A 24053-nucleotide genomic window follows, 5' to 3' on the forward strand; every position below is an offset into this window, starting at 1 on the left:
TGAAGGGAGCATCCGAAAAATGGTTGATTTGTATCCGATCAATATAGAAGGACATACGTTTATTTGTGTCTCTGTTCAATTGCCAAAGACAACCTTGCTGGCTATTTCAAATGATAAAGGATATATAATGTGTGGAGCCTTGGATGTGGCTCTATTGAATGAAAAATTAAAAGAAAGAAAAGTCATAGCGGGTAGAGCCGTTGGTGTGAAAACCATTGATCAACTCTTAAACGCTCCACTGGAATCTGTTACCGATGAAGCAGGAGGGTTAGGAATCTATAAAGGTATGATTGGAAGAGAGGCTTTGTTAAGAATGGTCTGAATTGAGGGTCCTGCCCCAAGAAGCAGGCCTTTTTATTAGTAGGTAAAAAGTACTATTGTTTATGAGATAGTAGAAAAGATTATGTAAAAGTGTAGTTGAAAGATGTCGAATGATGTAAAATTTTCCTAGGAGATAGAAAAGGAAAAGAGATAGGAGAAAATCATGAGACTTGTAGAGACTGCATCCGTACAATCGGGAACCATCCTAGCAAAAACGATATACAATGAAAAAGGACAAGTTCTGGTTAGCGAAGACGTGGAACTTAAGGCGCAAATCATTGAGCGTCTAATTTCACTTGGAATTACATACCTCTATATAAAAGATAAACATACAGATGATATTATTTATAAAAACTCCATATCTGATAAGTTAAGAAAAGAATCTCTTCAAACCATAGAAGGAACGTTTACTCAGTTTCAAAAGGAATCGAAAATGGAGACGGCCTTTGTCATTGAGAAGTCAACGAAGCAATTAAAGAATATTATTCGTCAGTTGTTAGATGAAATTAAAAATAACGGCGATTTGCTATCATTATTAACAGATATTTTCTCGTATGACCAATATACCTTTACCCACTCTTTTCATGTTACCTTATATTCGTTAGCAATAGGATTAGAATTAAAATTGTCACCAAAGGAATTAGAGATTCTTGGTTTAGGAGCCATACTTCATGATATTGGGAAAATGAATGTACCTTCAGAAATATTGTTGAAGCCAGGCAAATTGACAAAATCTGAATTTGAAGTGGTAAAGAAACACTCGGAGGATGGTTTTCAAATATTACGCAATGTTACGACCATTCCCTTATTAGTTGCACATTGTGCCTATCAGCATCATGAAAGAATAAATGGTTCAGGATATCCCCGTGGAATTAGTGGGAAGGAAATTCATCGCTATGGAAAAATTATTGCTGTTGCTGATGTATTTGATGCGGTTACTTCAAATCGGATTTATCGCCGTGCCATGCTGCCACATGCAGGCTTAGAAATCCTCTATTCTGGTGTGGGAAATTTATTCGAAACCCATATTGTTGAGGCATTTCGCCGTTCTGTCGCCATCTATCCAGTAGGGTTGACTGTTGAATTAAACGATGGAAGAAAAGGCGTTGTTTCTAAGCAAAATGTCGGCCTCAGTGATCGCCCGATTATTCGGATTCTGGAAGAAAAGGGAAGAGTCGTTAAACCATATGAATTAAATTTGGCACAGGAACTTTCTACCATGATTGTTAACTGTGATACAACATTAGGGAATCGTTAAAATAAAGTAAAAAAGAAGCATTTGGGAAAACCAATTGCTTCTTTTAATTTCACTTCTTAATTCTCTGCCGTTCTTGTCTTTCCCACAATCGAAGATGTGGATAAGGGTCATAAGACCATTCTGAATAACCATTGTCTTTATAAATTCCATAATGTAGATGTGGGGGAAACTTTCCTGAAGTACCAGGAGGACCATATCCTGAACTACCGACGCCCCCAATAATCATACCGGGTTCGACAATTTGTCCTACTGATAAATCCTTTGCAAATCCACTTAGATGGGCAAAATAATGATAGTTATTGTTTATATCACGAATCCCAATTCTCCAGCCGCCATATTTATTCCAGCCCTTCATTTCAATAATTCCAAAGGAAGTTGCTCGAACTGGCACTCCGTAATTGGCGAATATATCGGTCCCCTCATGTATTCTTCGGCCTCCCCAGCCTCTCGCATCCCCCCAAGTACTCCGATAGCTATGATTGCTTCGAAGTGGGACGGGAAAAGAATGAGTCTTCAAATCTAAGTGACCAAAATGCTGATAAATTTTTGCCTTTCCCATGATTATTCCGACTGATTTATCCCTTTCATAATAATTCCATAAGCCGATTTTGATATTATCATGGTCAATTCCGTATTGGAGAATGTAATTGGCGAAAGAGTAGAGAATATCTTCATCATCTGAAAGACGTGCCTTTCCATCACCGTTTCCATCCCTTCCAATACCATTGAATAATTGAATAGAAAGAGGATTTTCATCTTTCATATTTGGATTTAAAAGTCCAGCCCATTCTTCTGGTTTAAAATAAATCCCAATAACCCCATCCGAATCTGGAATATCTCTTCTGGATAAACGAATATTGTGCTCATATTGATCAATAGCTGCTAAGTAATACCAAGGAATATTGGTTACCATCTCCACCTTTTTATAAAGCTCCATCCTCTTTTCATATACATCTTCTTCGGTAGAATTGGCAAAAACATGGAATTGGGAAATCCCTATACATATTGAAAAAAGGCAAATGATGAAAAAGAGCCGCACAAAAATCCTCCCCTCTTAAAATGTGACAACATTAGTTTGTGAGTAAACAGAAAAATAAATAAATGTGAATTACTGGTAAAATAATGAATAAGAGTATCTGTTACTTGTATTTAAAACAGGCAATATGTTAAAGTGACAACTGTGGGAGAAGGTTTACTGGTAGTTGATGGCCTTTTCAGATTTTGATTTCATATTAGGGGTGGAATAAAGGATGGACAATCAAGAATATATTCGAAAACCTGAATGGTTAAAAATAAAATTAAACACCAATAAAAATTATGTAGACCTCAAAAAAATGATGAGGGACAAGAATTTACATACAGTTTGTGAGGAAGCAAGATGTCCTAATATCCATGAATGCTGGGCATCTAGACGAACAGCCACTTTTATGATTCTCGGTGATGTTTGCACAAGGGCATGCCGTTTTTGTGCTGTCAAAACAGGTTTACCAAGCGAACTTGATTGGCAAGAACCGGAAAGGGTAGCAGACTCTGTCTATCAAATGAACTTAAAGCATGTGGTTGTAACAGCAGTTGCACGTGATGATCTAAAAGATGGCGGGGCAGCTGTATTTGCCGAAACGGTAAGAGCCATTAGAAGAAAAAATCCATTAACAAGCATTGAGGTCCTACCTTCTGATATGGGGGGAGTGTATGAAAACCTTGAAGAATTAATGAATGCTAACCCAGATATTTTAAATCATAATATCGAAACAGTGAAAAGACTTTCTCCAAGAGTGCGCGCTCGAGCAATCTATGAACGTTCTTTGGAATTTTTGCGCCGTGCGAAGGAAATGAAACCTAATATTCCGACTAAATCAAGCATCATGACTGGATTAGGAGAGACTAAGGAAGAAATTATCGAGGCTATGGATGACTTACGTGCTAATCATGTAGATATTGTCACAATTGGTCAATATTTACAGCCTTCAAAATCACATCTGAAAGTACAAAAATATTACCATCCTGATGAATTTCAAGAATTAAAGGAAATAGCTTTACAGAAGGGATTTAGTCATTGTGAAGCAGGTCCATTAGTGCGCTCCTCTTATCATGCAGATGAGCAAGTAAGTGAGGCAGCGAAGCATAAACTACAAAAAAGTGAGCAAAAGGTAAAAGAGGCATAAGTTTCCTTGGGAAACAAAAGCAATCGGTTTAACTCCGATTGCTTTTGTTATTAACTTTTTTCGTTTGATTCTTCCCCATTAGCATTTTCTCCGTTACTCATTTTCTTCCCCTGGGGAGATTTTTTCATTTGTTTAATGATATCATCAAGAGCATCATGCACGTTTTTACTATCAGAGTCAAGTTGAGCATAGCTTTCAATGGTTTTCCTTATATTGGTGTTATCTGATACATAGACGTGATACCATCTAGGGACTACAGACATTGCCGTTCTTTTCACTTGGTCAGCGGTCTCAGAGCGATTTTTTGAATTCGTATCATAAATGATTAAAACCTCTTCGTCCGTTACAAGAGTGGATACATCATTCACGCCGGACAAATCAGTTGCATATTTTCCAATAATGTCTGATAGTTTTTCTCGGTCGATTGCCGCATAGTGTTGGTTAGAGGTTCGATCAGTCATGATAGGACTTTTTTGATGGCGGGTGTAGCCGAAGTCTTCACTCACATTATCCGAATCTTCCTTATACAATTCAGCTCGGTCATCATTTACATTTATGGTATTTCCGCTTTTCTGATAAATCCCCGCCTTTGATTGATCCTGGTTATTTTGACAGGCAGTTAAGGCACAAATGCCACATAAACTGAGTATGATTAATGGCTTTTTCATGTAAAAACACCCCCTTATTACTAGAATGACCATACATATGCTTTTTTTTCTTAGTAATTGATGGGGAATCAGTTATAATTTAAATAAGAGTTTTTTTGGAGGAAGGTGTGAAAATGGTTTGCATTAATAATATTTGCTACGAGGTTGTCGAAGAAAGAGGAGAAGGCTTTAATGAAGAGACTTTTCGAAATCGGTATAGCGATATTTTAGCTAAATATGATTACATTGTTGGGGATTGGGGTTACGGACAACTTCGGTTAAAAGGATTCTTTGACGATCAAAACCAAAAAGCTGCCTTTGATACGAAAATAAGTGTTCTAACTGAATATCTATATGAATTTTGTAACTTTGGTTGTGCTTATTTTGTTGTGAAAAAAGTATTGAAATAATAAGATTAACTTGAAGCACCCCTTTTTTATGGGGTGCTTCTTTACGCTTTATGAGTGTTCTTCCACTTGATTCGGTTCATCATGAGGAGGATGAGCACCTTCCATTTGACGAGGCAAGTCCTGATGGAGCGATTTATATTCATAATTAAATGCACTATAATGACGCTGACCTTCATGCCATGGAGCCGTTTTATTTTGCACAGGTTCATTTTGATGGATAGGTGATCCATAAGCCCCCTCAGGAAGCTCCTCCGCTGTTAGGTAATCTCTCCCAATTTCAACATTTGCAAAATCTGTATAGTGTTCTTTCCCTTTTTTATCCATAAACACACCTCTTTATGTTGTTTAAAATTTAGTATTTGATAAAGTTTAGGAAAATAACGGGGGAAAATTTAAGTTATCCACTCTTAACGGACATTTTGACTCCCACTTCAAGATTCTGAGAATACGAAGAAGATAAGTGGGAGATCAACTGTCAGTAAAGGTCCGACGAGGGATTAAGGTCCTAGTCAGGCGAAGCCACAAGATGTGGTGTTATGAGCGTGATAAGTGAAATAAGATTTTTCTTTGGGCTTCAGCCCTTAGAAAAATCAATCAGGCTTTGCGTGACTAACCATCAGTGGGGGATGAATGGCAGACTAAAAGCGCGATGTCAACACATAAGTCTGCACACTTCACGTCCTGTGCGTCGAAAACCCCCACTGATGGAAGTTTCACTTTATACGATTTCGGAAAGGAAGGATCGTAGTTCTTCGCCATCTTCCTCTGAGAGATTAAAGGCATGCTCTATATAGCCTTCCTCCTCTAAATCATCTGGGCCGATAATTGCAAACCGATTTCCTTGAATATTTAAAACTAATTTTTTTCCATAATAACGTTCTGACTGGATAATTGCCAAATCAAAACGCTGACTTTCGGACATAAAGCTAATAAAACGAGTTTTCGTTTCTTCAGTTTCATCGTATAGAAAAAAGCGTTCAGTCACAAATGGTCCCTCCTTCATCTCTATTGTTCGCTTATTTGTGAGCTTATTCCTATCTTAACAAATTCCATTCATCATATCATATAAAACCAATCGCAAATTCAAAAAGCCAGAAAAATGGTACAATATTTATGGAGATAGCTAGTAAATGATTGAACAGCCACACCCTTTTTTATACAATGAAAAAGGATGTTGTCGAAAGGGATGAAGAGATATGTATTTTGTGGACCGTGAGAGAATCGAGAGAATATTAAAGTTTTTAGAAAACCAAATTTGTTTATTTGAGGAGCAGCCTAAATGGGAAACATTAATCGAAAAGGCTGCATTGGAAAGATTAACACATATTATGATTGAGTCCATTCTCGATGTTGGAAATGCCATGATAGATGGTTTTATTATGCGTGATCCAGGGAGTTATGAAGATATTGTTGATATTTTAGAGGATGAGAAAGTCATTTCTAAGGATATGAGTGTGAGTTTTAAAGAAATGATTAAGGTTCGCAAAATTTTAGTCCAGGAGTATACGGCAATTCATCATCAGGAACTAGCCGATCTTTTTGCACACCATTTAGACAGGGTGAAAGAATTTGCGTCTATGGTGAGACAATATTTAGAGAATGAATTAGGTCCAGTTTCTGCATTTAGAAATTAACGCTAACATCATGAGAAATTCTTACATCTAAGATACGAGGAGTGAATTTTGTGAAAAAATATAAAGGTTATTTAATTGATTTAGATGGGACGATGTACAAGGGCACGGAATTAATTGAGGAAGCGGCAGGCTTCGTTAAATCCCTTGTCGATCTTCATATCCCATATTTATTTGTTACGAACAATTCTTCCAGAACACCCACTCAAGTTGCAGAAAAGCTAAAGGGGTTTGGGATTCAGGCAGAGGAAAGTCAGGTATTTACGACTAGCCTTGCAACAGCCAATTACATATATGAACAAAATCCTAGTGGTTCTGTTTATGTTATCGGTGAGGAAGGACTTCAAACCGCGATTGCAGAAAAAGGGTTTACCCCTGCCGAAGAAGCAGCTGATTTTGTCGTCATTGGCATTGACCGGGAATTAACCTATGAAAAACTAGCGGTTGGCTGCCTTGCCGTAAGAAATGGGGCAACCTTCATCTCAACAAATGGGGATATTGCGTTGCCAACAGAAAGAGGATTTATGCCAGGAAACGGCTCGATTACCTCCGTGATTACTGTGTCTACCGGAAAAAAGCCGATTTTCATCGGCAAGCCGGAATCCATTATCATGGAACAAGCCTTAAAGGTGTTAGGCGTTCGAAAAGAAGAGACGATCATGGTGGGGGATTATTATGACACCGATATTATGGCCGGGATCAATGCTGGAATGGATACACTTTTAGTGCATACCGGTGTCACTACAAAGGAATTATTGAAAAACTATGAGACTCAACCAACTTATACGATTGATTCGTTAGATCAGTGGGAATTTTAAGAAGTGCTTGATATAGAGATTAAAAAACGCCGATGTTGTATATCGGCGTTTTCTTTTAGTTTCCGTTGACTGAGATCCAATTTTGTTCGAAAAAGTATAATCTTCTAAACCAGCCCATTTTTAAATATCATTCTCTGCAGCACTATGAGCCAAGCGACTAGAAGCTGCTGCTGCGATAGCTCCGACAATATCATCTAAAAATGTGTGACATTTTCCTGTTGTTTTATCATTTAACATCTTTAATATCCCTGGTTTTAACTTGTCGATATAACCATAATTGGTGAAACCAATGGATCCATAAACGTTGACGATTGAAAAAGCTAGCACCTCATCAACTCCATATAATCCTTCATCTGTAGCAATAATGGATTGCAAGGGTTCTTCTAATAACCCCTTTTCTCCTAGGATGTCTAATTGGATCCCAGTTAGGATCGCATTTTGAACTTCTCTTTTATTTAATACTTTTTCGACATTTTGGATGCAAGTATCTATTGTTAAATTAGGATGGTATGCTTCCTGGAGATAGTAAACGAGTTCAGCCATATCATGTATGGTGACGCCTCTTTCTTTTAGCCATCTACGTGCTGTTTCTTCTGGGATACTAATTTTATTTTCTTTCATATTCTTCACCTTTTCTGATATTTTTCTTTATCCCACTCTTAACGGACAGTAAGACTCCCACTTCAAGATTCTGAGAATACGAAGAAGATAAGTGGGAGATCAACTGTCCGTAAAGGTCCGATAAGTTCAACTAACCATCAGTGGGGGATGAATGGCAGACTAAAAGCGCGATGTCAATCGCAATATCTGCACTAGCACGTCCTGTGCGTCGAAAACCCCCACTGATGGAAGTTTCACTTTATGCCTTCATCTCTTATTAAATTATGCAATGGGCTAATATGGGTTAATTTATGTTATCTCCGCTACTTTCATCCATGAGTTCTGATTATTCATGAAAGAATTACTTCAATTTTTACGAATGTAATCATATAAATGGCAATAGGGATGATTTTCAAGGAGGTGGAAATCATGTTAATCAGCATACTTCAGCAGCACTATGGAATTCAGACGAAGGAACAATTGATGATAGGAAAATATGAAGCATGCTTAGAGCAAAATCAATTATACTTATTGGTTCCTGTCGGAAATATAGATCAAGATGAACTTAAAGAATTAGAGAGCTTAGTAAATCATTTTCTTCATAATGGTGATAAGAATGTTTGTGAAATTCTTAAAACAAAAGAGGACTCGTTACATGCAAAGGTAGGAGAGCAATTCTTTTGTGTCCTTGTTGCTCGAAATCTGAAAACAACTAAGAATTTGCAACATCTTGGAAGAAAACTTGCAAAATTTCATTTTAGAGGAAGGCAGGTTACTTTCCCAGTACAAAAAATCAAGAGAATTGGACAGTGGAAACAATTTTGGGAACAAAGATTAAATCAAATGGAGAGAGTATGGACGGAGAAGCTCTTTCAACCTCCAGAAAATGATTTTGAAAGAATGTTTTTGGAGTCCTTCCCTTATTATATGGGATTATCGGAAAATGCCATCCAATATCTAGTTGATACGGAGTTAGATGATGATCCGTTAGTTGTTGATAACGGAACTGTTTGTCATTTGAAATTTCATCAAAAAAATTGGGGAGACTATTATTTCCTCAAGAATCCATTTGATTGGGTATTTGATCATTCCACAAGGGATGTTGCCGAATGGATTCGAGAAAGGTATTTATGGAATAGCCAAACCTATCAGCCCGAATTAGTTCAATTTATGAAGGATTATCAATCAATTGCTCCTTTATCTTCCTTTAGTTGGAGGTTATTATATTCTCGATTGTTATTTCCATTGCATTATTATGAATGTATAGAGGGCTATTATATGGCCACATCAGAACAACATAAAAATCTGCTTCAGGATCAATTAAAGAAATATTTGCAGCAAACGAGTGAACATGAGCAATTTTTAGCAAGATTTTTTCAGCTTGTGGAAGTTCCAGTTAAAATGAATCATATCCCTTCTGTAGAATGGTTAAATAAAATTCGATAATTTTAATGTATTTAAGCCGCTCTTACTTTATTATATGAAGTAAGAGTTTTTTATTTAATTCTAAATTTTTTATTTTTTCTTGAAATACAAGGGAAGTAAACGTTTGCAATACTTGGAACACTCAAAAAACTATTGTAAAAGTCGAAAGTAATCCTTATAATGTCTACTATATAAAGACAAATGTACATCATAAATAGACTGGGGAGAGGGTTGATTAAGTGAAGGCAATTTCCGTTGGATTACTGGGCTTAGGAACTGTTGGTTCAGGAGTGGTGAAAATTATAGAGAATCATCAAGACAAACTCATGCACCAAGTAGGATGTCCCGTTGTAATCAAAAAAATTTTAGTGAAAGATGTTAATAAGGAAAGAGCTGTTGAAGTTCCTGCATCAGTTCTGACAAATCATCCAGATGAAATCATTCATAATCCTGAAATAGATGTGGTTATTGAAGTTATGGGAGGAATTGAAAACACAAGAGGTCTCCTCTTAAATGCCCTAAAGAATAAAAAACATGTTGTAACGGCAAATAAGGATTTAATGGCGGTTTATGGATCAGAATTGCTGACCGTCGCCTCAGAAAATGGCTGTGATCTTTTTTACGAGGCAAGTGTAGCGGGAGGAATTCCTATTTTAAGAAGCTTAGTGGATGGTTTAGCTTCTGATCGTATTCAGAAGATGATGGGGATTGTCAATGGCACAACCAATTTTATTCTTACGAAAATGAGCAAATATGGCGCTTCTTATGATAATGTGCTAAAGGAGGCTCAGGAATTAGGGTTTGCAGAAAGTAATCCAACCTCAGACGTAGAGGGATTGGATGCCGCGCGAAAAATGACCATTCTTGCTACATTAGGCTTTTCCATGAAAATTGATTTAGATGATGTCAAGGTTGAAGGGATTACGAAAATTACGCAAGAAGATTTGCAATATGGGAAACAATTTGGCTATACGATGAAACTTATTGGCATTGCTGAGCGCGATGATGAAAAGGTAGAAGTTAGTGTACAGCCAACCTTATTATCTGATTCTCATCCGCTGGCCTCTGTTCAAGATGAATATAACGCTGTTTATGTTTATGGTGAAGCAGTCGGAGAAACGATGTTCTATGGCCCTGGGGCTGGGAGCCTCCCAACGGCTACATCAGTGGTTTCTGATTTAGTGGTGGTGATTAAAAATATGCGTCTGGGTGTAAATGGAAAGAGTGCGATTGATCTTCAATATAAAAAGAACTTAAAAAATCCAGATGAAATTTTTTCAAAATATTTCTTAAGACTTCATGTGAAAGATGAAGTAGGCGTTTTTGCAAATATTACATCGATTTTCTCTGCACATGGTGTTAGCTTTGAAAAAATTCTGCAAATGCCAGTTAAGGAAAAAGGGCTTGCTGAAATCGTCTTAGTTACCCACCATGCCTCATTAAGTGATTATGAGGATATCTTATTACAATTAAGAGATTTGGAAGCTGTCAAAGAATTAAAAAGTTCATATCGAGTCGAAGGAAGTGGAAAATAATGAGATGGGGCGGATTGTTACAAGAATATAAAGCCTATTTGCCAATTAGTGATCAAACACCAATGCTCACTCTAAATGAAGGAAATACGCCACTCATTAAGCTTGAGAAGCTATCAGAACAATGGGGTATAGAGTTATATGTGAAAACAGAAGGAGCAAATCCAACAGGCTCTTTTAAAGACAGAGGCATGGTCATGGCTGTAGCCAAGGCAAAGGAAGCGGGAAGCAGTACAGTGATTTGTGCTTCGACTGGAAATACCTCTGCATCTGCAGCAGCTTATGCTGCACGGGCCGGACTTAAGTGTATTGTCGTGATACCGGAAGGAAAAATTGCCTTTGGTAAGTTAGCCCAAGCAGTTATGTACGGAGCTGAGATTATTTCAATTGAAGGAAACTTTGACCAAGCGTTAAAAATGGTCCGCCACATTAGTGAGAAAGAACCAGTAACACTGGTAAATTCCGTCAATCCTTTCCGCCTTGAAGGGCAAAAAACAGCTGCCTTTGAGGTATGTGATCAACTTGGTGGGGCACCGGATATCTTGGCATTGCCAGTAGGAAATGCTGGGAATATTAGTGCCTATTGGAAAGGGTTTAAAGAATATCATGCCGCTAAACAAACGGGTTTACCAGAAATGCGTGGCTTTGAAGCAGCAGGTGCCGCCGCGATTGTTCATAATCGTGTCTTCGAAAATCCAGAAACCATTGCCACAGCCATTCGGATTGGGAATCCAGCAAGCTGGGATTTAGCAGTGAATGCTGCTAAAGAATCAAAAGGAAAAATTGATGAAGTAACAGATGAAGAAATCGTTAGCGCCTATAAATTAATTGCTTCAACAGAAGGAGTTTTCGCAGAGCCTGGTTCCTGTGCCTCTATTGCTGGAGTATATAAACAATTGCAAAGTGGAGAAATTAGAAAAGGCTCCAAGGTTGTCGCCATCTTAACGGGAAATGGATTAAAGGATCCAGACACTGCTATCAATGTGGGTCCGATTAAACCAATTGCCTTACCTAATGATGAAAAGAAGGTTACCGAACATATTAAGGGAGTTGTGCTTCTATGAGCCCTGATGACATGCTCATTATCAAAATACCAGCCAGCACCGCTAATTTAGGTCCGGGCTTTGATTCAGTAGGACTTGCTCTTAGTCTCTACCTAACACTGGAGGCCGAGCGGTCAGATCGATGGGAGGTCATTCCTTTAACAGATGAACTAAAGGCTTACCCTACCGATGAATCAAATATGATGGTTGCCATTGCATTACAGACGGCTGCTCAATTTGGAAAAAACTTATCACCGTGTAAAATTCGGGTTATGAGTGAGATTCCAGTTGCACGGGGACTTGGTTCTAGTGCCTCCGCGATTGTTGCTGGGATAGAGCTTGCGAATTCATTAGCTAATTTGAAATTATCTAATCATGAAAAATTAGCCATTGCAGCTAAAATAGAAGGCCATCCAGATAATGTTGGTGCCTCTATATTTGGTGGACTGGTTATTGGTAGCATGTCAGAGAGTGGGATAGATGTTATTCATTCCAATTTGGTCCAGTTCGATGTTATAGCTGTGGTTCCAAAAGAAGAGCTATTAACAAAGGAATCTAGAGGGGTATTACCAAATCAATTATCCTTCTATGATGCCGTTCATGCAGGAGCAGTTGGAAATGTCATGGTTGCTGCCTTACTTAGTGGAGATTTAAAATTGGCGGGGAAAATGATGAGTCAGGATCTATACCATCAGCCATATCGGAAAAAATTGGTTCCGTACTTAGAAGAGCTTGAAAAAATGGCACCCGTTAGAGGGGCTTATGGCATTGCCCTTAGTGGTGCTGGTCCAACCGTGATTTGTTTAGTGGAAAGTGGAAAAGGTCAAGCCTTACTGAAAAGGTTACAAGAGGAACTCCCACATTTGCAATTTTTACACTTAACTGTGGATCAGGGAGGAAGTAAAGTTACCCAGAAAAGGAAAGTAATTTAATAAAGTAACAAAAAAAAAGAGACTGATTTTATCAATCAGCCTCTTTTTTTTGGAAAAATTAAAAAACTTGTTCCACTTCAATGATTCCAGGAACCTCTTCTAATAAGGCACGTTCAATTCCAGCCTTTAAGGTAATGGTTGAGCTTGGGCAGCTTCCGCAGGCTCCCAATAAGCGTAATTTTACGATTCCGTCCTCTACATCAACTAATTCGCAATCTCCGCCATCACGAAGAAGAAATGGACGTAATTTATCTAAAACTTCTTGAACTTGTTCTTTCATTTCTAAATCTAACATGAGAAATCGCTCCTTTCTTATTTTATATTATAAGCATATTAACATGAAAAATCTATTGTAGAGAACTGAATTTAATACACATCAAGACTATTTTAGTAGTTATTTAATGTGGTTATATTGTAAAATAAAAGCAGTTAGCTGTAACTGGGAAAAATTTAAGAATAGGTGATGTGATTTTGCTGCAGAATCCGGTTGAAATTATTATTTTTGGTGCAGAGCAAGTTTGTGCGAGCTGTGTGAATCTACCATCAGCTAAAGATACGTATGAATGGATTGAAGCAGCCTTAAAAAGAAAATTTAAGGAGCAGCCTTTTTTGATTTCATACGTTGATATTTATCAACCTCCGATGAATAAAGAAAAGCAAGAGTTTGCAACGCGTATTATTGAGGAGAATTTATTTTATCCTGTTGTCGTGATCGGCAATAAAATTGTTGGTGAAGGGAATCCTAAATTAAAAGTGATTTATGCTGAAATGGAGAAATATGGATACCAATAATATTAGCCTCTCATGTTTAGCATCATGAGAGGCTAATATTATTAACCGTTATGATATCGGTACATCCATAGAATTCCTGACTTTAATAAACGAGCTACTCTGCCTGTAATTGCCTTTTCATTCACTAGACCAAAGCCGTGTTTTTTTCCGAGTGATCCTAAGATTCCTTTTAATTTAATGGTTGGTAGTGCTTCCAGTAGTTCTTCATTATTCCAACGTTTTAATAGAATTTGGACGATTTGGTCTGCTTGACCTTCAGCAAGCTGAGCACTTGGTGCATGAGGCAAACTGGCACAATCACCGACGACGTAAACATGTTCGTTATTAGGAAGATTGTGATAAGGTGTAATGACAAGTCGTCCTTGAGAATCTTTTTCAGCCTCCATTTCACGGACAACAATATTTGGCTGAATTCCAGCAGTCCAGACGATACAATCAGATGGTATCGGTTCATCGTGATTGAAGACTGTATTTTCTTCCATTCTAGTAATATTAGAATTACTGATGATTTCTACATTGTGATTATCAAACCAATTTTCGACATAGGTGCTTAACCTTTCAGGAAAGGCAGCAAGGATGTGCTTTCCACGGTCAAATAACTTAATTTTTAAATCTGGTCGACTTTCAATTAGTTCACTAGCTAACTCGACTCCGCTTAAACCAGCACCGACGATGGAAACAATTGAATCTGGTGGCAAATTATTCAACCTTTCATAGGTGCAACGAGCGTTCTCAATTGATTGAATGCTATATGTATACTCCTTTGCACCTGAAACATTGTGATATTTGTCTTCACAACCCAACCCGATGATTAAATCATCGTACTGAATTTCGCTATTGTCGTTTAATAAAACTTTGTTGGACTCTAGACTGATTTCGATAATTTCACCGAATACAACGTTTAGACGTGGATGTTCCGGAAAAGCAACACGAATGTGCTGATCTGAAATAGTTCCGGCTGCTAATGCATAATATTCCGTTTTCAAACAATGATACGGATGACGATCAACAAGCGTGATGCTTATGTTTTCAGGCAAGTTTGGCAATAGCCTCGCAAGCATGCGCATTCCACCGTATCCTCCTCCAAGAATGACTAGATTTTTCATCTTAATTTCCCCTTTTGTATCCGTTCTCTTTTTTTCTCCCAACCCTAACTAACACTTATACAAAAAATGAATTTGATATTATTGGAAAATAATAAATATCAAAATGATAAAAATAGTGAACAACATTAAAAGTATATCTAAATTGTTACAAAATCTCAACACTTCAGTAATGAAAACTTGACAAAGTCATATAAAAAGTGCATATAGAAATTTTATGGTAAAATATATGAAGAAGGTACATTTGGTAAATCCAATAACAAACTTATTAGTAAAAATTATACAAAACATACTTTATGGATGAGAATAGAAGGATTCTGAGGTGAATGATTGTGATGAGGCCCATAATCGAATTTTGCATTAGTAATATTGTGAGTGGCTCACAAAAGGCGAAGGAGCAGTTAGAAAACGATCCGAATTTAGATGTCATTGAATATGGGTGTCTCGGTTATTGTGGGAAATGCTCAGCTAAATTATTTGCTTTGGTAGATGGAGTCTTTGTAACAGGCAGCAGTACGGAGGAACTAGTAAATAATATTTACCAGCAGATTGAAGAGAATCCAGTATTTTAATAAGGTTTTGCTAGTAAATTTATCCCACTCTTAACGGACATTTTGACTCCCACTTCAAGATTCTGAGAATACGAAGAAGATAAGTGGGAGATCAACTGTCCGTAAAGGTCCGACGAGAGATTAAGGTCCTAGTCAGGCGAAGCCACAGGATGTGGCGTTATGAGCGTGATAAGTGAAATAAGATTTTTCTTTGGGCTTCAGCCCTTAGAAAAATCAATCAGGCTTTGCGTGACTAACCATCAGTGGGGGATGAATGGCAGACTAAAAGCGCGACGTCAACACTTAAGTCTGCACACTTCACGTCCTGTGCGTCGAAAACCCCCACTGATGGAAGTTTCACTTTATATAGTAGCCTAGTGGAAACGGACTATATTTCCATATAGTCCGTTTCTCTTTATTCCTGAATAGGTTCTTTTGCTTTTTTGGCATCTCTGATCTCAAACCATCTTTCTTTTGCCATTTCGACAATCTTTGTCTCAATGGTTTGGTTTTGTTTTTCTATGACCTTTGAAAAGTATTTAACGGCTTGGTCGAGGTCAGACATTCTTCGTGATAAATCCCCTATTAAGTATAGAATTCTGACATCTGATACTTGTGTTCCTTTGAAATCATCATCCATATAGGATTCCATATATTCCTCTCGGGCGAGTTTGATAAATCGATTTTCCTGCTCGATGTTTTTTAATGTGCGATATAACCAGACTAATCGCATATATAAACCTGCTAAATAGATATGTTTTTCTCTTTTTAAAGTTGCACAATAAACTGCAAGCTTATAGGTATTAATGGCTTCCTGGATTGTCCGTTTGTTTCCAAAGTCATGAGGAACCCATTGTTTACATATTTTCTCTTCAATGACTTCTTTGATGCCAGGCGGAAAAGAAGGAGCAAACTCATTTGTAAATGAGAAACCACAATGTGGGCAGACATTAACATAATAAAGTATGGGGTTTGTTTCTTCAGAAGAATAGGTTGGGAAAAAATCGGTGTCATATTCTAACACCTTCACATATCTAGACCGCACTTTTTTAGTGGTGAAGGCTTTTTTACAATGTAAACATTGGCATTTTTTATCATAAAGTGGTGGAATTTCTGTCATATCAATCACCTTCTGTTTAGGACTATTCTCATAATTGTTATTATAATACTAAGACTATTATACCTTATTTTTTGAACTTAAAGAACTATCCTATAGGAATTAAGAGGATTGTTTAAAGTTGAGAATAGAGGGGGTAGTGTATATACTATTAGTAAGATTCGAAAGATGGGAGGGTCATGAATGACAAATATTGTAGAGCTTACTGAGGCTGCGTCCTTGCAAATAAAAGATATGATGAAAGAAAATGAAGAGGAAAATGCTTTTTTGAGAATTGCGATTCAAGGTGGAGGCTGCAGCGGTTTATCCTATGGAATGGGATTTGCTCATGAAGTGGAAGCAAATGATATCCAACTTGAGCAGTTTGGGCTGAAGATTCTTGTTGATCAAGAAAGTGCGACAATTCTAAAGGGGACTAAAATTGATTATAAGCAATCCTTAATGGGCGGCGGCTTTACGATTGATAATCCAAATGCGATTGCATCATGCGGATGTGGGTCATCATTTCGAACCGCTAATAATACGGGAACACCCGAAGAATGTTAAAAAGAGAGGTGATATGCCTCTCTTTTTAATGATTTTAGTTAAACATAGAAGAGCTATGAAGTGGCTGGATTCTTGCCTTTGGATCCATATAGGTTTTTGCGTTATTGATAGCAGTTGGAGCTTCGCCAAATCCGCAAGCAATTAATTTTACTTTTCCATCATATGTACAAATATCACCTGCTGCATAAATTCCTGGGATATTTGTTTCCATTTTTGAATTCACAACAATCGCATTTTTTTCGATATTAAGACCCCATTCTTTAATAGGACCAAGAGAGGAAACGAAACCGTAGTTCACGATAACGGCATCAACATCGATTGTTTCAAGGTTTTCCCCGTTTGCTTCCTTGATAACTACTTGTTTAATACCTTCTTCGTCTCCAATAATGTCTGCAGGAACAAACGGAGTTTTGATTTCAACTTTTGAATTTTGTAGATTTTCAACACTATGCTCATGAGCACGGAATTTATCGCGACGGTGAATAATGGTCACTTTTTCGGCAATAGGTTCTAGCATTAATGCCCAATCGACTGCAGAATCGCCACCACCAAAGACCACGACGCGTTGACCTGCAAAATGGTTGAGATCATCAATAAAGTAATGGAGGTTTTTTCTTTCGTATTGTTGGGCTGCTTCGAGCTCTAAGCGGCGTGGTTGAAAAGCCCCATTTCCAGCAGTAATAATAATTGCTTTGGAGTAATGGACCTCTCTATCTGTTGTTAGCTTAAAAACGCCATCATCCTGTTTCACGAGTTTTTCAACGGATTGTTCGAGAACAACAGTTGGATTAAATTTCGCCATCTGTTCTTTTAAATTATTAATTAATTCTTGTGCACGAACCTTTGGAAATCCGGCTACATCATATATATATTTTTCTGGGTAAAGCGCAGATAATTGTCCACCGAGCTGAGGTAAGCTTTCAATTATCTTCACAGTAGCCTGTCTCATTCCACCATAAAAAGCTGTGTAAAGTCCAATGGGACCTCCGCCAATTATTGTAATATCATAAACCCTTTGATCTTCTTTCACATCAAGTCCTCCCACCATAAAGTACGTTTTTCTTCCATTATAATACCACAAAAGTTCTGGAATCACTCGAAGAATACTCCAAGAAAAATGATTTTCGAAAGATTAAAAATAAAAGTATGATTATGATATTAATAACGTTAAGAAAATTATTATCTGTGGAAATAAAAGCTTGAAAATAACAAGAAAAAGGAATATGATGTTAGATAGAAAATATGTTAACGTTTCGTGACAATTTTCTTACATTTTTTTGTCTGTTTTCGTGAAAAACATCACAAACTTTTTAGCGCTATTTAAAAATAATATTAGACGTAGCGGTTAAAATAAGGGAAATTGCAGAAAAAATAAAATGGTTGGAAGTGATTATTCTTGAGAAAGCCAAAAATCGTCATCCTCGGAGCCGGTTACGGTGGATTGATGGCAGCAACACAATTACAAAAAACATTAGGGGTTAATGAAGCAGATATCGTCGTAGTAAACAAAAATGATTATCATTATGAAACTACTTGGTTACATGAAGCATCAGCAGGTACTTTACATCATGACCGAGTACGTTATGATATAAGCAATGTTCTAGATCGTAATAAAGTGGAACTTGTTTGCGGAACCGCGTTAGAAGTGAAACCAGCTGATAAAGTAGTTGTGCTCGATAGTGGGGAAATATCTTATGATTATCTCGTGATTGCTTTAGGTGCTGAATCTGAAACGTTTGGGATCAAAGGATTAAAAGAATATGCATTTTCGATTGTCAATGTGAACGCAGCACGTCAAATTCGTGAACATATTGAATATCAATTTGCTACTTATAATACAGAAGAAGTAAAAAATGATGACCGCTTGACGATTGTGGTTGGTGGGGCTGGTTTTACTGGAATCGAATTTTTAGGTGAGCTTACAAATCGTGTTCCTGAGCTATGCCGTGAATACGATATTGACCCACAAAAAGTGAAGATTTATTGTGTGGAAGCAGCACCGGTGGTTTTACCTGGATTTGATTCAGAGCTAGTTGATTACGCTGTTGCTAAATTAGAAAAGAAAGGTGTTACTTTCAAAATTGGTACAGCCATCAAGGAAGCAACAAAAGATGGGATCCTTGTTAGTAAAGGGGAAGATGAATTAGAAGAAATCAAAGCTGGTACAGTTGTTTGGGCTGCTGGTGTTCGTGGAAACTCCATCATCGAAAAGTCAGGCTTTGAAGCAATGCGTGCTCGTGTGAAAGTGGAAAAAGATTTACGTGTACCAGGACATGACAATATCTTTATTATCGGTGATTGCTCACTATTTATTAATGAAGAAATTAATCGTCCATATCCACCAACTGCACAAATCGCTATGCAACAGGGAATCACATGTGCGAAAAACTTAGTCGCCCTTGTTCGTGAAAAAACAGAACTAGAAACGTTTGTTCCCGACATTAAAGGGTCTGTATGTTCCCTAGGTGAAGACGATGCCGTTGGTCTTGTTTTCGGCAAGAAGCTAGTTGGAACAAAAGCTTCCTTTATGAAAAAAGTCATTGATAACCGCGCGTTATTTATGATTGGTGGCGCATCACTAGTCTTGAAAAAAGGAAAGTTTAAATTATTCTAATAAAAGAAAAATGAGGCTGGCTCCGAATGAGTCAGTCTCATTCCTTTATATACGCTGTTTTCTTGCTATCCGAATGAATTCGTGATTCAGACTGAATAGCTTTGGAAATCAGCCGAACTATCCGAAAGCTTCTATAAATGTATACGAAGAGCAACAAAAATTACGAAAGGTACCTTTATAAAAAAATACCCATACTCCCCCTGTGGATTTATATCTTGAAAATTCAACTGAATCAACATCGCCACCAAATATTTGATTGATCAACTAAATCATAAATATAAATTGACTCTTTTTTATAGGTTCAGTTAAACTTAAGATTGATGGGTGATAAGGGAGGGTATCAGCTTTGCATGACACGATATTAGCATTGCCAATTACAATCATTTCCATGTTGCTGTTTTTTGTTTTATTTTTTGGAATTGGCTTTATTTTAAATATGCTATTAAGAATGACTTGGATTATGGCAATCATTTTTCCAATTGTAGCGATTTTTCTCATTGATAAGGTGCGGTTTGTTGATTATTTTACGAATAGTAAAGAGGCATTTATAAGTTTAGGACACGCCTTAACTGGGATGGCGCTTGTGGATATATTTATTGTTGGAAGCGGTTTTCTTGGTGCTATTGGTGCAGGAATTACGATGAGAATTTTACGCAAAAAAGGCTATCAAATGTTTTAAAATGGAATTGTAACAAAGGATGGGTGAATCAACATTGCTTCAGGTGAAGCAAGTGTGATTCCCTTTTTTATTGTATAAAAAATCTAAAAATTCACTTATCTTAGCTTGTTTTTTTCCTTTTTATGAATATTTCATCTGAATATGGGAAATGAATATTCATGGAAGGAGTGAAAATTTTCTATGAATAATTTGAAAAAGTGGACAAGACGTTTGATCATGACCATCTTGTTTTTAGCAGCACTCTTTACAACCTTTCAATCTATTTCTGGAGTGAACGCAAAGACCATTATGGTTTCAATGGAAACCGGATCTGATTCAATGACTGATTATGATGGGACTTATTTAACAAATGATGATAGACTACTTGGCTTAGCCATGAAGGAATTAAACCATAAAAGCAAAGATCAAACATTGATTTCTTCAAGTGAGGAAGTGAAGGGAAAAAAGCCAACTCTAGAGGAAAAAGATTGGTCTCAATATCCCTCGACAACGGTAGTCGCAACTGGTTATACAGCAGGATATGAATCAACTGGAAAAAATCCTAATGACCCAGAGTTTGGTATTACCTATTCTGGTGTAAAGGTAAAAAGGGATTTATATTCCACTATCGCAGCTGATTTAAATGTTTTTCCGATTGGGACGATTCTTTTTGTTCCCAAATATGGTTTCGGTGTCGTGGCAGATAAGGGAGGAGCCATTAAAGGAAATAGGCTTGACCTTTATTATGAAACGGTAAGTGATGTTTATAAGGAGTGGGGCAAGAAAACGATTAAGGTCTATGTTGTGAAACGTGGAGATGGGCAGCTAACAGAAAAAAAATTAAGGCAATTAAATGAAATGAAACCGATGCAGGTATTCCGTCAGCAATTTTTAAAGTCTAAAAAAGAATAATAATATTATCAGAACGAGACAAGACACTCTTGTCTCGTTCTTTCTATTTAATAGAGGGAGTACATGCTTTTCGTCTTAGAAAATGTATCATTCGATATTTTTTCGATATAATAGAGATTGCATTAGTGATCGTAAGAGGAGGATGAAAATGTTTACTGTTCAAAATGAAATCGATTTCTCAACAAATCATGAAATCTTGATTATCGGCGTTTTTGAAAAACCAGTGAAATTTGAAGAACAACTGGAAAATTTAGACCAATTATTTGATGGATATCTTACACAGCTTGTGAAATCAGGTGATATTTCTGCAAAAAGAAAGGCAATTTCCACTGTACATACCTTTGGAAAAATTGGCGCGCAACGGTTATTATTTGTTGGACTAGGAAAAGAAAAGGATTTTGATTTTGAAATTTTAAGAGAAGCATTAGGAAAAGCCTTTAATGCCGCTGAAAATGGAAGAATAACTGAAGCTGCAGTATTTTTAGACTCCCTCATCTCAACTCATGTTGATCCTCTTGATGCTGCTCATGCGGTAAGCGAGGCCTTTGCCCTCGCGACCTATCACTTTGAAGGATACAAGCAACAATCGAATGATGGAAGCAAAAAAATAGAAAAGATCACCGTGTTAAGTGAGCAGGCAGATGGTGATGAAATTCATTCTTCCCTTACTGTTGGTTATTCTTTTGGAATTGGAACAAATTCAGCTCGTACACTAGTGAATCTTCCTAGTAATATGCTTACTGCAACCGATATCGCAGATTATGCAAAAGAATTAGGACAGGAATATGATTTTGAAGTCGAAATTTTAGAAAAAGAAGATATGCTAAAACTGGGGATGGGTGCCCTTCTAGCTGTAAATCAAGGGTCAATTGAACCTCCCAAAATGATTGTTTTAAAATATCAAGGCAAAGAGGAATGGAAGGATGTTTTGGGATTAGTTGGGAAAGGGATTACCTTTGATACAGGGGGCTACTCCATCAAATCAAAGGATGGCATCGTAGGGATGAAAACGGATATGGGTGGAGCTGCTGCTGTATTAGGAGCGATGCAGATTATTGGTGAACTAAAGCCTGAGCAAAATGTGGTTGCGGTGATTCCATCGACTGATAATATGGTTAGTGGCGGTGCATTTAAACCGGATGATGTGATTACTTCTTTAAGTGGAAAGACGATTGAAGTCCTTAATACAGATGCTGAAGGCCGACTCGTGTTAGCAGATGCCGTTACCTATGCAAAGCATCATGGAGCAAGCTACTTGGTAGATGTCGCAACCTTAACTGGCGGGGTGATTACCGCTCTTGGAAATGATACAACTGGTGTATTCACGAATCATGAGGTTTTACTTGAACAAGTGTTAGAAGCAGCATACGAAGCAGGGGAACCAATTTGGCGTCTTCCTATTTTTGAGAAGGATAAGGAGAGGGTAAGAGGAAGCAAAATCGCTGATTTAAATAACTCCCCTGGTCGGGAAGGACATGCAATTATGGGAGCGGCTTTTATTGGTGAATTTGCTGAAGAGACACCATGGGTTCACCTAGATATTGCTGGTACTGCAACGATTAATCATGATCATGAACTTGGTCCAGCTGGTGCAACTGGGGTTATGGTCCGAACTCTTGCCTTGTTAGTAGAACGTTTCGAGCCAATTGAATAGTATCGAAGAAAAGGCTATCAAATGTGACAGCCTTTTCTGTAGAAGAATCCCTCTAAGAGGAAGAAATTAATAATAGGTTACAACCGATTGAAGGGGAAGAGTCGGAGGATATGATTTTTTTCTATACAGATGGAATTATTGCAGCTCAAAATAAAATGGGGGAACAGGACAAAATTGAGCGCCAGATGCAGGTTTTACTGGACAATAGAGAAAAGAATGAAAAGGAAAATGAGAAAGGGGTTCTTGCGTCGATTGCTGATTTTACATTAGGTGTTCCGCAAAAGGACGATATTACAATGGTTCTTTTAAAAATAGAGGAGTAATCTCCTGCTAAATTGAAGGCTAGCCTACGCCAATCCTAGGCAATTTGCATATGAAAGTAGTGTAGGGGAGTACAGATTTAGTTGAAGGAGGTTTACCTTAATGCCTTATTATCGAAATCCGTATGACCAAAGAGGATTTTTCTTTGGAGTGCCATTTCTCGGTGGCTTAGTTGGTTCGGCCGTATTTTTCCCTCGGCCACGGCCGTTTTACCCACCGTTTCCGCCATATCCTCCTTATGGTGGCTATGGTGGCTATGGATTTATGGATTCGGACCACCATTTTATTAATAGAGCATAGCTAAAAAGGACTGTCGGATAGGTGGTCCTTTTTAGTACTTAAAAAAAGTATAAATTGGCAGCAAAGATGAAAATTCGACGTAGAAGCCAATTTTAAGAATAAAGTATAAGTGCACAAAGGGAGGCTTACGAGAAATGCTTCGCAGCCGAAAAAAGCGCTTTTCTTTTTTCGGTGAACTACGCCTCTGTCTGCGCCTGAAGGCTCGCCAATCGGCGAGTTTTCTTTATATGAGAAAAAAATGAGAAAGGTGCTTCCTGTTAAAACCATCTTAAATGTAATAATAACTGGCAGCAATTTGCTTGTGTTGTATCTTTAAGAAAAAGCAATCTCAGACCATCAGGATTATATTCGACCTCCGGTTTTGATTTGATTCCGGTTGAACGTATTAGATCTTGTACCTTATTCTTATTAGAATGCTGGGCGGCATTCATTAAATCAAATGAAAACTTTCGGTTTGTTGCCATCCTTTCCAAAATAACACTTGCGTCGAGCATGAGAGCTTGCATATGCTTAGCAGAGGCCATAAATATTTTGGGGTCAACCAGTGGAAATGAACGATATGCTGTATAAGGTAAGGAATAATTTGTTTGAGGTGTGTAATGGGGAAAATAGGAATAATTTATTGGATAGTAGGAACGATCATAAGGATAAAATGGATCCATTTTATTCCCCCCTTTCGCATCATTTTCCCCTTTCAATTTAT

Annotated in this window: 29 protein-coding genes; 19 read left to right on the forward strand and 10 right to left on the reverse strand. The window is 37.5% G+C overall.

The window, feature by feature from the left end; all coding sequences use genetic code 11:
• The first annotated feature begins 19 nt into the window (after positions 1 to 19).
• Both ACE38V_RS12010 and ACE38V_RS12015 read left to right on the forward strand, forming a co-directional pair.
• The gene (locus ACE38V_RS12010) at positions 20 to 322 is read left to right on the forward strand and encodes a YunC family protein (RefSeq protein WP_375841485.1); all 303 of its coding nucleotides are present in this window, start codon (positions 20 to 22) and stop codon (positions 320 to 322) included.
• Between the two features lie 162 nt (positions 323 to 484).
• The gene (locus ACE38V_RS12015; protein WP_375841486.1) at positions 485 to 1579 is read left to right on the forward strand and encodes an HD-GYP domain-containing protein; all 1095 of its coding nucleotides are present in this window, start codon (positions 485 to 487) and stop codon (positions 1577 to 1579) included.
• A gap of 49 nt (positions 1580 to 1628) precedes the next feature.
• On the opposite strand, the gene ACE38V_RS12020 is transcribed toward ACE38V_RS12015, so the two are convergent.
• Positions 1629 to 2579, reverse strand: a complete 951-nt coding sequence (locus ACE38V_RS12020; RefSeq protein WP_375841532.1) for a M23 family metallopeptidase — start codon at positions 2577 to 2579, stop codon at positions 1629 to 1631.
• 250 nt (positions 2580 to 2829) lie between these two features.
• On the opposite strand from ACE38V_RS12020, the gene lipA reads away from it, so the two are divergent.
• Positions 2830 to 3744 (forward strand): lipoyl synthase, encoded by a 915-nt coding sequence (gene lipA / locus ACE38V_RS12025; RefSeq protein ID WP_375841487.1) that lies wholly within the window; start codon positions 2830 to 2832, stop codon positions 3742 to 3744.
• A 50-nt stretch (positions 3745 to 3794) separates the two neighbouring features.
• On the opposite strand, the gene ACE38V_RS12030 is transcribed toward lipA, so the two are convergent.
• Positions 3795 to 4412 (reverse strand): YhcN/YlaJ family sporulation lipoprotein, encoded by a 618-nt coding sequence (locus ACE38V_RS12030; protein WP_375841488.1) that lies wholly within the window; start codon positions 4410 to 4412, stop codon positions 3795 to 3797.
• A 113-nt stretch (positions 4413 to 4525) separates the two neighbouring features.
• Between ACE38V_RS12030 and ACE38V_RS12035 the strand changes: the two genes are divergently transcribed.
• The gene (locus ACE38V_RS12035; protein ID WP_375841489.1) at positions 4526 to 4801 is read left to right on the forward strand and encodes a YutD family protein; all 276 of its coding nucleotides are present in this window, start codon (positions 4526 to 4528) and stop codon (positions 4799 to 4801) included.
• Positions 4802 to 4849: 48 nt separating this feature from the next.
• Here ACE38V_RS12035 and ACE38V_RS12040 read toward each other — a convergent pair whose 3' ends face one another.
• Both ACE38V_RS12040 and ACE38V_RS12045 read right to left on the reverse strand, forming a co-directional pair.
• The gene (locus ACE38V_RS12040) at positions 4850 to 5125 is read right to left on the reverse strand and encodes a cytosolic protein (RefSeq protein WP_375841490.1); all 276 of its coding nucleotides are present in this window, start codon (positions 5123 to 5125) and stop codon (positions 4850 to 4852) included.
• A 394-nt stretch (positions 5126 to 5519) separates the two neighbouring features.
• Positions 5520 to 5786 carry a DUF3055 domain-containing protein gene (locus ACE38V_RS12045; RefSeq protein ID WP_375841491.1) on the reverse strand — a complete coding sequence of 89 codons (267 nt, stop codon included), beginning with the start codon at positions 5784 to 5786 and terminating at the stop codon, positions 5520 to 5522.
• Between the two features lie 211 nt (positions 5787 to 5997).
• On the opposite strand from ACE38V_RS12045, the gene hepT reads away from it, so the two are divergent.
• Positions 5998 to 6435, forward strand: coding sequence for a type VII toxin-antitoxin system HepT family RNase toxin (hepT, locus tag ACE38V_RS12050; protein WP_375841492.1), 438 nt, complete (start codon positions 5998 to 6000; stop codon positions 6433 to 6435).
• Positions 6436 to 6485: 50 nt separating this feature from the next.
• A complete protein-coding gene (locus ACE38V_RS12055; RefSeq protein WP_375841493.1) occupies positions 6486 to 7250 on the forward strand; it encodes a TIGR01457 family HAD-type hydrolase in 765 nt (254 codons plus the stop codon).
• Between the two features lie 120 nt (positions 7251 to 7370).
• Here ACE38V_RS12055 and ACE38V_RS12060 read toward each other — a convergent pair whose 3' ends face one another.
• Positions 7371 to 7871, reverse strand: coding sequence for a phosphatidylglycerophosphatase A family protein (locus ACE38V_RS12060; RefSeq protein ID WP_375841494.1), 501 nt, complete (start codon positions 7869 to 7871; stop codon positions 7371 to 7373).
• Positions 7872 to 8279: 408 nt separating this feature from the next.
• Here ACE38V_RS12060 and yutH point away from each other — a divergent pair, with 408 nt between their 5' ends.
• The 4 genes from yutH to thrB all read left to right on the forward strand — a co-directional run bounded on the left by yutH (position 8280) and on the right by thrB (position 12782).
• Entirely contained in the window at positions 8280 to 9296 is a 1017-nt protein-coding gene (yutH, locus tag ACE38V_RS12065; protein WP_375841495.1) for a spore coat putative kinase YutH, read from the forward strand.
• Positions 9297 to 9514: 218 nt separating this feature from the next.
• Positions 9515 to 10810: a homoserine dehydrogenase gene (locus ACE38V_RS12070; protein WP_375841496.1), complete on the forward strand. Its 1296-nt coding sequence runs from the start codon at positions 9515 to 9517 to the stop codon at positions 10808 to 10810.
• Complete coding sequence (thrC, locus tag ACE38V_RS12075; RefSeq protein ID WP_375841497.1) at positions 10810 to 11871, forward strand: threonine synthase; 1062 nt, start codon at positions 10810 to 10812, stop codon at positions 11869 to 11871. Before ACE38V_RS12070 ends, thrC begins: the two co-directional genes overlap by 1 nt.
• Complete coding sequence (gene thrB, locus ACE38V_RS12080) at positions 11868 to 12782, forward strand: homoserine kinase (protein WP_375841498.1); 915 nt, start codon at positions 11868 to 11870, stop codon at positions 12780 to 12782. The genes thrC and thrB overlap by 4 nt, the downstream gene beginning before the upstream one ends.
• A 58-nt stretch (positions 12783 to 12840) precedes the next feature.
• Here the strand turns inward: thrB and ACE38V_RS12085 are convergent, their stop codons facing one another.
• The gene (locus ACE38V_RS12085; RefSeq protein ID WP_375841499.1) at positions 12841 to 13077 is read right to left on the reverse strand and encodes a NifU family protein; all 237 of its coding nucleotides are present in this window, start codon (positions 13075 to 13077) and stop codon (positions 12841 to 12843) included.
• A 176-nt stretch (positions 13078 to 13253) separates the two neighbouring features.
• On the opposite strand from ACE38V_RS12085, the gene ACE38V_RS12090 reads away from it, so the two are divergent.
• Entirely contained in the window at positions 13254 to 13574 is a 321-nt protein-coding gene (locus tag ACE38V_RS12090; protein ID WP_375841500.1) for a YuzD family protein, read from the forward strand.
• A gap of 41 nt (positions 13575 to 13615) precedes the next feature.
• Here ACE38V_RS12090 and ACE38V_RS12095 read toward each other — a convergent pair whose 3' ends face one another.
• Positions 13616 to 14680, reverse strand: a complete 1065-nt coding sequence (locus ACE38V_RS12095; RefSeq protein ID WP_375841501.1) for an NAD(P)/FAD-dependent oxidoreductase — start codon at positions 14678 to 14680, stop codon at positions 13616 to 13618.
• 329 nt (positions 14681 to 15009) lie between these two features.
• On the opposite strand from ACE38V_RS12095, the gene ACE38V_RS12100 reads away from it, so the two are divergent.
• Positions 15010 to 15249: a YuzB family protein gene (locus tag ACE38V_RS12100; protein WP_375841502.1), complete on the forward strand. Its 240-nt coding sequence runs from the start codon at positions 15010 to 15012 to the stop codon at positions 15247 to 15249.
• A gap of 394 nt (positions 15250 to 15643) precedes the next feature.
• Here ACE38V_RS12100 and ACE38V_RS12105 read toward each other — a convergent pair whose 3' ends face one another.
• Complete coding sequence (locus ACE38V_RS12105) at positions 15644 to 16348, reverse strand: DUF2225 domain-containing protein (RefSeq protein WP_375841503.1); 705 nt, start codon at positions 16346 to 16348, stop codon at positions 15644 to 15646.
• Between the two features lie 180 nt (positions 16349 to 16528).
• Here ACE38V_RS12105 and ACE38V_RS12110 point away from each other — a divergent pair, with 180 nt between their 5' ends.
• Positions 16529 to 16891: a HesB/IscA family protein gene (locus tag ACE38V_RS12110; protein ID WP_375841504.1), complete on the forward strand. Its 363-nt coding sequence runs from the start codon at positions 16529 to 16531 to the stop codon at positions 16889 to 16891.
• A gap of 34 nt (positions 16892 to 16925) precedes the next feature.
• Here ACE38V_RS12110 and ACE38V_RS12115 read toward each other — a convergent pair whose 3' ends face one another.
• Positions 16926 to 17921 carry an NAD(P)/FAD-dependent oxidoreductase gene (locus ACE38V_RS12115; protein ID WP_375841505.1) on the reverse strand — a complete coding sequence of 332 codons (996 nt, stop codon included), beginning with the start codon at positions 17919 to 17921 and terminating at the stop codon, positions 16926 to 16928.
• A gap of 366 nt (positions 17922 to 18287) precedes the next feature.
• On the opposite strand from ACE38V_RS12115, the gene ACE38V_RS12120 reads away from it, so the two are divergent.
• The 6 genes from ACE38V_RS12120 (at position 18288) to ACE38V_RS12145 (ending at position 23350) form a co-directional block, all read left to right on the forward strand.
• Complete coding sequence (locus tag ACE38V_RS12120; RefSeq protein WP_375841506.1) at positions 18288 to 19505, forward strand: NAD(P)/FAD-dependent oxidoreductase; 1218 nt, start codon at positions 18288 to 18290, stop codon at positions 19503 to 19505.
• Between the two features lie 388 nt (positions 19506 to 19893).
• The gene (locus tag ACE38V_RS12125; RefSeq protein ID WP_375841533.1) at positions 19894 to 20184 is read left to right on the forward strand and encodes a YuiB family protein; all 291 of its coding nucleotides are present in this window, start codon (positions 19894 to 19896) and stop codon (positions 20182 to 20184) included.
• Between the two features lie 180 nt (positions 20185 to 20364).
• Entirely contained in the window at positions 20365 to 21075 is a 711-nt protein-coding gene (locus ACE38V_RS12130; protein ID WP_375841507.1) for a 3D domain-containing protein, read from the forward strand.
• Positions 21076 to 21223: 148 nt separating this feature from the next.
• On the forward strand, positions 21224 to 22729 hold the full coding sequence (locus ACE38V_RS12135) for a leucyl aminopeptidase (protein ID WP_375841508.1): 1506 nt from the start codon (positions 21224 to 21226) through the stop codon (positions 22727 to 22729).
• A 110-nt stretch (positions 22730 to 22839) separates the two neighbouring features.
• The gene (locus ACE38V_RS12140) at positions 22840 to 23052 is read left to right on the forward strand and encodes a SpoIIE family protein phosphatase (RefSeq protein WP_375841509.1); all 213 of its coding nucleotides are present in this window, start codon (positions 22840 to 22842) and stop codon (positions 23050 to 23052) included.
• Between the two features lie 100 nt (positions 23053 to 23152).
• Entirely contained in the window at positions 23153 to 23350 is a 198-nt protein-coding gene (locus tag ACE38V_RS12145; protein ID WP_375841510.1) for a hypothetical protein, read from the forward strand.
• Positions 23351 to 23607: 257 nt separating this feature from the next.
• Here ACE38V_RS12145 and ACE38V_RS12150 read toward each other — a convergent pair whose 3' ends face one another.
• Positions 23608 to 24012, reverse strand: a complete 405-nt coding sequence (locus tag ACE38V_RS12150; protein ID WP_375841511.1) for a YuzC family spore coat inner layer protein — start codon at positions 24010 to 24012, stop codon at positions 23608 to 23610.
• Positions 24013 to 24053: the final 41 nt, after the last annotated feature.

It is taken from the genome of Cytobacillus sp. Hz8 (assembly GCF_042263505.1).
In the GTDB taxonomy this organism is placed as follows: Bacteria; Bacillota; Bacilli; order Bacillales; family Cytobacillaceae; genus Bacillus_BE.